The following is a 6843-nucleotide window of genomic DNA, read 5'->3' as shown; positions in this document are numbered from 1 at the left end:
AAAGCGGATGATCCCCGGCCGTCACCGATCCGTCCGGGTGATCCATCGGCTGGGGCGCCAGGGCGCGCGACGCAGGTCGCCCGTGGCGGCCGCCAGTCCGGCTACCTGCTCGGCGGCCTGCTTGCCGAGATCGACGGCCAGGTGCGCGGTAGCGAGGACCCCTCGCCCGGGATCGTGCGCAGCCGGGCGACCACCGGTCCGAGCCGGATGATCTGAAGGTAGCCCGCGAGCGGATCGCCGGTGGCGAGATGCAGGTGGGCGGACCCGTCCGTGACGGGCGTGCCGTCCGTGACGGGCCCGGCCCGGGCGACCAGGCGTCGGGTGAGTAGGGCGGCCCTCCGGTTGTTGCGCAGCAGCCACCGCGAGTCGTCCAGCCGGTACAGATCCGCGTCCGGGGTGCCCGGCCAGATCGCGTGCCCACGGTGCACCGCCTGGATCTCACGGCCGTCCGCCTCGGCATTCGTGCCGTCGCCGGGGATCGGTTGGTCAGCCGGATGGGCCGTCGCGACGTCGGGAGATCTGATCCGCCACATGCCGACGGGGAGCGCATCCGGTCCCAGGAACGACCCGAGGAAGGCTGCCCAGAGACGACAGGACCGCGGATGACCTTCGTCCCCGCCGTTTCCCCCGCCCATCCTGACGAGGGTGTGGCCGAAGTCGGCGCAGGACAATCCCTCGAAATCAAGGGGGCCTCAATCGAGGGGCCTCAATCGAGGGGCCTCAGCCAAGGGGGGCTCAGCCGAACCCGAGCTCGCGGGCCCAGAGGGCGGCCGCCGTGCTGGGCGGGATCGTCGCCGGGGCGTCGGGATGGCTCGCCACGTACTTCGCCTTCGCCGTGCGCAGATAGTCGGCGATGACACTGGCCTTGACGTTCATCGCCCGTGCCGCCTCCCGGTGGGACATGCCCCGGCAACCGACGAGGACCATCACCTCAGCCTCCCGCGGGGAGGGCCGGTGCAGGCGGCGGCGTCGGCGGGCGGCGTCGAAGATTCGATCGAGCAGGTCGTGCACGGTGGCGGCGGTCATTCCCCACTCGCCGCGCAGTTCATCGATGAGGTCGCCCTGGGCGAGTCCGCGCAGCAGGTTCCGTTCCGCGGGCCCGATCTCGCCCCGGGACAGCGGTCGCCGGTGCGCATCCTCCAGTAGAAACCCGGCGAGGCGGGCGGAGACGTGGAAGCTACCCTCGGCGACGGCGGTCACCGCCGCCACGAACTGCTGGGCCGGGGCGGTCTTCTCAACGAAGCCGCGAGCCTGTGCGGCGACCGCGTCGAGGACCTCGTCCGGTGTCGCCACCCCGGAGGTCGCCAGCACCCGAAGACCGCGCCGATGCAGGTCGGCCACGGCGGCGGCCCCGGACACCCCGGGCAGGTGCAGGTCGCACACCACGATCCCGGGCGTGGCGTCCCGGTCGAAGGTCTCCAGGCTCGGGGCCGGCGCCAGCACGGAAAACCCCGCGCCGGCGAACCTGGCGGCCAGCGATTCGGTGGCGATCGGGTGATCGTCAATGATCGCCACCGAGACCGGCCGGCGATCGACGCTCATCGACCGTCCCCGGGCGTGCCGTCCCCGGTCGGCTCGGCGGCAGGCCAGCGGAAGGTCACCTTCGTCCCACCACCCGGCCAGGCGGTCACCAGGGTCTCCCCGCCATACCGGCGCAGAGCGGAATAGCTTCCGGTCATGCCTCCGCCCGGTCGGACGGAGCCGGGATCGAACCCCACCCCCCTGTCCCGGACGACCACCAGCACCGAATCCGCGTCGCCCTCGACGAAGAGGTGAACCTCGTCGGTGCTGGCGGAGTGTCGAACCACGTTGCGCAGGGCCTCCCTCGTCGCGGCCACCAGTGCCTCGCGGACCTCCGCGGGCGGTTCGCCCTTGATCGACACGAAGGGCACCAGGGCGAGCCCCTCGTCGGCGAAGGCGTCCACGACCGCGGACATCATCTCCTCGAGGCCGTTCTGGGTGGAGCCCGGCGAAGCCGTGCCGTCGACGGCCAGGGCCCTCGGGTCTATCCCGCGTGGATCCATGATGATCCGACGCGCCCGCTGTGCCCCGCGCCGGGCCTCCCGGACGAGCGCCGGCGAGGGCACTCCACCGGCGGCGACGTGATCGACGACGGGGAGCAGGTAGTCGTGGATCTCCCGATGGGTGATCTCGCGTTGGCGCAGGCTCTCGGCCTCCTTCTCCTGCTCGATCGCGAGCCGCCCGGCCGCCGCGGCCTCGTCCTGGGCGGCCGCGGTCGCCGCGGAGAGCGCGCGCAGCTCATGGGCGATGAGCATGGCGACGACGTACCACAGGGCGACGTCCAACAGGTCCGAACCGAGCTTGAGGGAGACGTCCGGCAGCACGGCCAGGCTCCACGCCGCCATCAGGACGGCCACCGCACCGACCGCGAGCAGCGTCAGCCCGAGGCCGAAGCCGATGCCCGCGGGTGCGACGAGGCTGAACGGCACGAGCTCAGTCATGATCTTGTTGCGTTCGTCGGGTTGCGCGGCTCTGGACCCGACGAGCATCAGCGCCACGCAGAAGGCGACGTCCGCTAGGACCAGCCGGGGGGACAGCCGGCCCGGCCGCCGCCAGACCCGCCAGGTGAACCAGGATGCCTCGACGGCCGCGGCCGCCACGATCAGCACGGCGATCCACGGGTGGCGCAGGCGAGCCCAGCCGAAGAGCGGAATGATCATGAACGTCGCACAGGCTGCTCTGGTATAGCCGACCATTCGGGACATACGTTGCTCGGTGCGTTGGATGACGTCGCAGGAAGAAGCCGCCGATCCGACCAACATGGTCATAGTGCGCAACGGTAGCGAGCCAGCCACAGATCGACCAGCGCCTGACCAGTGGTCGACCAGAAGGAGCGGGCATCTGGTCGTCCCGGTGTGTGAAGAGCGCCATCCGGGCACCGCAATCAGATGCAGACCACGTATCCCGTCATCGTCACGGTCCCGCCGCCGGGTCCCGGCCCGACGCCACCCGAGCCCTCGCCGCCCTCGCCGATCCCCGATCCTGTTCTGCCCGGTCCCGAGCCGACGCCACCCGAGCCCGCGCCGGATCCGGTACCACCGCCCGGCCCGGGGCCGGATGTTCCGATCCCGCCGAACCTGCTGGTCCTCCCGCCAGCCGGGAATCGCGCCGCCGGAATGGGTAGACCGAGGGCATGATGCACCGACCAGCTGGAATCCCCGCGCAGGAGCTGACCGACGTTGACCTCGTCCGGGAGCTGCGGCACCTGCATCGCACCCGGCACGACGCCTTCATCGCGGGGAGCGAGGACGCCTTCGAGACCCACACCGCGCGGATGCTGGAGCTCGAACGCGAATACCTGCGGAGGTTCCCAGACGCCGCGAGTCCCGATCCGCGCCGGACCCGAGCCGGCAGACGGCGTGCCGCCGGGGTTCCCGTCTGAGCTGCTTCAGGGGCGTATGGCTTCAGGGACGCGCGTGGCTTCAGGGGCGGACGCGGGTCAGCGCGTCGAGGTAGATGTCGACCACCTGGCTCGGGTCCGGCCGGAGGTAGGAGCGTCCTCCGGTCGCCGCGGCGATGCGCCGCAGCGCGGTGAGGTCGGCGTCGTTGCTGTAGGCGATCATGATTATGGCGACCGGCCGCTTCGGGTCGTAGTCGGCGTGCAGCTGTTCGATCAGCCCGTCCAGGCTCGGCGCGGCAGCACCCCGGTTCGTGTCGCGACCGTCGGTGAGGATGACGACCTGGTTGAGCCGGCCGGGGACGTAGTGCTGGGTCAGGAAACGGAAGGCCGCGAGCGTGGTGGCGTACAGATCGGTGGCTCCGCCGGGGACGATCCCGGCCTGCGCGGCGATCAGCTCGTCCCGATGGGTGCCGCCTCGTCCGGGTGCGTTAAGCGGAGCCATCGGCACGAGATCCCGGTAGCCTTGGACGCCCTGCTCGCCGGAGAACCGCCAGAGACCGACCTGGCTGTCGGGTGCGAACAGGCGCAGGCCGGCCAGGAGGTCTCGACGGCCGCCTGCATCCGAGTTCTTGACGGGTCGGTGCCCGGGACCGGTTCGGCCATCGATCCGGAGCTGTCAAGCGCCACGAGGGTGGCACCACGCTGACGGGCATGGCGGAAGAACCGCCGAGCCGTGCCGAGCGTGCTGTCGGAGGCGTCCGTGCTCGCCAGCTTCGGCAGGACGGAGCGCACCCCATCGGTCGCGTTCAGCGTCTCGGCCAGCCCGCCTGGGTCATCGTGGCCCGCCAGTTCGGTGAGTGTGCGGAAACCGGCTCCGGTAAGGGCCGCGCGGCCCGCGTCCCCGCGCACGAAGGTGGCGAAGGCGTCCGCCGCGGCCCGCCGGGACGACGAGCTCGCCGTCTTCTTCAGGACGATGTACGGCACCGTCGCCGTGAACATCCCGTCCGAGGGGTAGGACGCCACCAGCGTCGTGGCCAGGCGGTTACCGTTCTGGCTCGTCAGGGACCGGTTGTAGGCGATGACATCGGCCTCCAGGGCCGGGAAGGCCGAGGGAGCGGATCCGGCCGCGCCGTTCTCCGCGCCGCCGGTGCGCACCGAGTCGAAGAGCTGCTGGTCATACTCCGGCAGCCAGTCGATGGAGCGTTCCTGCCGGAGCACGGTGAGCTGGGCCGCGCGATCCTGGTCGAACGTGCCGGTGGTCATCTCGGCCGCGGTGAGTCCGCGGGCGGCGCTCACCGTTCCGATGACGGCCCGCAGCGCGGCGGCTGAGTTCTCCGGATTGGCCATGGCGAACCGGAAGTCCCCCCACCGGGGCTCGCCCCGGTGGGTCCAGAAATCGGCCTCGCCCGCGGCCGCGGCCAGTTCGGCCCAGGTCACATGATGCTCCGGCCAACCGAGGCGCTGCGCCATGAGTCTCGGCATGGCGATGACGACGGGCGATCCCGCGATCGTCGTGGCCTTCGCCGGCAGTTGCGCCGTGGCCGGGTCCGATTCCTGGCCCAGCTCCAGCCAGTCGGCCGACTCCGGAATCCAGACGTCGGGCGGGCCGGGGGAGTCCGGCGGCTCCGGTCGGGACAGCGTGTCGAGCACCCGGTCGGAGGCGACCGCCGACACGGCGAGGGTCACACACGGGCCCGCCGAGCCCTCGGCACCGGCGCGCCGAAGATCGAAGTCGGCGGCGAGCCGGCTGATCGGCGCCGCGAGTGCCGGCGCGGTGGTGATGGTCAGGGTGGCCCGTTCGCCGCCGTCCGCGCATTCCCCGGCCGGTCCGGCATCCCAGGCGGCGCGGGCCGCGAACCCGATCCCGGTGGCGGTCAACGCGCCCAGCACAAGCAGCGCCGCGCCGCTGACGATGCCCAGGCCGACGGTGACGGCGCGGCCACGGTCGCGGCCACCGGCCCGGGACCCGCCATACCGGGACCCGCCGTGATGGGACCCGCCACCACGAAATCTGTTGCGGCGGGATCGATGACGGGCGTCGGACACGGAGACGTCCTTTCCGCGAGCGAGCGTCGTGTCCGTCCCTGACCCGCCACCAGCACGATGGTCTGCCTGCGTTTCCCGCTGTTTCTCGCCGAGTCCATCGCGCAGCGCCCGACACCATCCCCGGGTGTCCGGCCGGCCCCAGATAGTGATGATATTGTGCCCCGTGCCGGTTCCCCTGCCGCCGATACTGCCGATAGCCCGGTTGGGCGTCATCCTTTCTTGGAAGACCGGGGTCTGCTGTTGTTCTTCCGTTTCTCACGTCGTTGCGGCGGTGTTCCTACTTATGGGTCCTTCACGTTCTACCCGGGCTGGGTGTGCGCGTCGCCGATGGCGAGGTCGGTGGGGCGACGGCGGCTGGGGTTTCGAGGTCGGCCAGGGTGTCGACGTCGGCGGGTGAGCCGGTGCCGTCGCAGGGCACGCCGGTGACCCGTCCCGGGTGGGCCCGCAGCCATGCCCGGGCGCCGACCTCGCCGCGCGCGAGAGCCGCCGCCTCGGGCCAGACCGAGCGGCGTAGCAGGACGGGATGGGCCGGCCGGCCTCCGTAGGTGGCGGTCAGCGCCGGATGGGTCGACCCCGGATCGGCCGCGGCGGAGATCAGACGTTGCACCGCCGCCGCGCCGAGGGACGGTTAGTCTACCAGGGTGACGACCACGGCGTCGGCGTCGGTGCCGACCAGGGCGGCGAGACCGGCCCGCAGCGACGCGCCGACACCCTCGGCCCACCGCGCGGCCGATACCAGGCGAACCTCCGGCATCGGGCCGGCCGTGGGTTCCATCCCAGCCGTGGGTTCCAGGCCGATCTCGGGCGCATCCTCGCCCGCGGGCGCCGGCCCGGCGACCCGGCGGGTGGCGAGGCGTCGCACGACGGCGCCCACCTCGTCCGCGGCGGCGCCGGTGACGACCACGACCGGCCGGCAGCCCCCCGCCGTGAGCAGGCGGACACCCCGCTCGACCAGCGTCACACCGCCCAGCTCGACCAGGGCCTTGGGGCGTCCCATCCGCCGTCCGGCCCCGGCGGCGAGCAGCAGGCCGGCGACGTTCACGTGCTCCGGTATACCCGCCCCTGCGTCGCAGGAATTCGACGATCCGGATGTCGAAGACGGCGTTGTCGTCCCCGGCCACCATTCTTTGCAGGGAAGTTCACGGCCCCGCTTGGCGTAGCCCTTGAGACAGTCCGCCCGCTCCACAAAACAAGTCCATCGCAGTAAGCGAAGATCCGTGAGTCAGGGACATGCCAGGTAGCAGGGGCTGGGCGCCCAAGGCTTGCCCCGCCCGTCGGCGTGTTGGACTGACTGTAGCCTGCTTTCTGCGTTGTGACATCGTTACGTGACTTGCGGTCACGTCCTTCCTGGCTCTGAGTGCCGTGCGTTCGTAGCAGGAGAGATCGCCGCTGATCTCGGTGCCGACGCTCCCATTCGTCGAGTGGGCGGCGCTCTT

6 protein-coding genes and 1 pseudogene are annotated in these 6843 nt (G+C 71.6%); 1 reads left to right on the top strand and 6 read right to left on the bottom strand.

Annotated features, from left to right (window positions below; translation table 11 throughout):
* Positions 1–101: 101 nt before the first annotated feature.
* The 3 genes from ACY45C_RS16855 to ACY45C_RS16845 form a co-directional block, all read right to left on the bottom strand.
* Complete coding sequence (locus ACY45C_RS16855) at positions 102–671, bottom strand: hypothetical protein (RefSeq protein WP_462188524.1); 570 nt, start codon at positions 669–671, stop codon at positions 102–104.
* A gap of 64 nt (positions 672–735) precedes the next feature.
* Positions 736–1542 carry a response regulator gene (locus ACY45C_RS16850; protein ID WP_462188523.1) on the bottom strand — a complete coding sequence of 269 codons (807 nt, stop codon included), beginning with the start codon at positions 1540–1542 and terminating at the stop codon, positions 736–738.
* Positions 1539–2681, bottom strand: coding sequence for a sensor histidine kinase (locus tag ACY45C_RS16845; protein WP_462188522.1), 1143 nt, complete (start codon positions 2679–2681; stop codon positions 1539–1541). Before ACY45C_RS16845 ends, ACY45C_RS16850 begins: the two co-directional genes overlap by 4 nt.
* Positions 2682–3154: 473 nt before the next feature.
* Here ACY45C_RS16845 and ACY45C_RS16840 point away from each other — a divergent pair, with 473 nt between their 5' ends.
* Positions 3155–3403 (top strand): DUF6158 family protein, encoded by a 249-nt coding sequence (locus ACY45C_RS16840; RefSeq protein WP_011434791.1) that lies wholly within the window; start codon positions 3155–3157, stop codon positions 3401–3403.
* Between the two features lie 40 nt (positions 3404–3443).
* Here ACY45C_RS16840 and ACY45C_RS16835 read toward each other — a convergent pair whose 3' ends face one another.
* The 3 genes and pseudogenes from ACY45C_RS16835 to ACY45C_RS16825 all read right to left on the bottom strand — a co-directional run bounded on the left by ACY45C_RS16835 (position 3444) and on the right by ACY45C_RS16825 (position 6404).
* Entirely contained in the window at positions 3444–3863 is a 420-nt protein-coding gene (locus ACY45C_RS16835) for a vWA domain-containing protein (RefSeq protein WP_462188521.1), read from the bottom strand.
* Positions 3812–5407 carry a substrate-binding domain-containing protein gene (locus tag ACY45C_RS16830; protein ID WP_462188520.1) on the bottom strand — a complete coding sequence of 532 codons (1596 nt, stop codon included), beginning with the start codon at positions 5405–5407 and terminating at the stop codon, positions 3812–3814. Before ACY45C_RS16830 ends, ACY45C_RS16835 begins: the two co-directional genes overlap by 52 nt.
* Before the next feature lie 292 nt (positions 5408–5699).
* A pseudogene (locus ACY45C_RS16825) lies at positions 5700–6404 on the bottom strand (nucleotidyltransferase family protein).
* Between the last annotated feature and the right edge of the window lie 439 nt (positions 6405–6843).

The organism is Frankia sp. CcWB2, from assembly GCF_977927585.1.
Note: the sequence above shows the minus strand (reverse complement) of the source record. Positions and strands in the feature narration are given on the sequence as shown.

What these genes read in the sequence shown, in the direction of transcription:
- ACY45C_RS16850 (WP_462188523.1), bottom strand. Translation starts at nt 1,542, where the DNA reads ATGAGCGTCGATCGCCGGCCGGTCTCGGTGGCGATCATTGACGATCAC.
- ACY45C_RS16840 (WP_011434791.1), top strand. Translation starts at nt 3,155, where the DNA reads ATGATGCACCGACCAGCTGGAATCCCCGCGCAGGAGCTGACCGACGTT.
- ACY45C_RS16835 (WP_462188521.1), bottom strand. Translation starts at nt 3,863, where the DNA reads ATGGCTCCGCTTAACGCACCCGGACGAGGCGGCACCCATCGGGACGAG.
- ACY45C_RS16845 (WP_462188522.1), bottom strand. Translation starts at nt 2,681, where the DNA reads ATGATCATTCCGCTCTTCGGCTGGGCTCGCCTGCGCCACCCGTGGATC.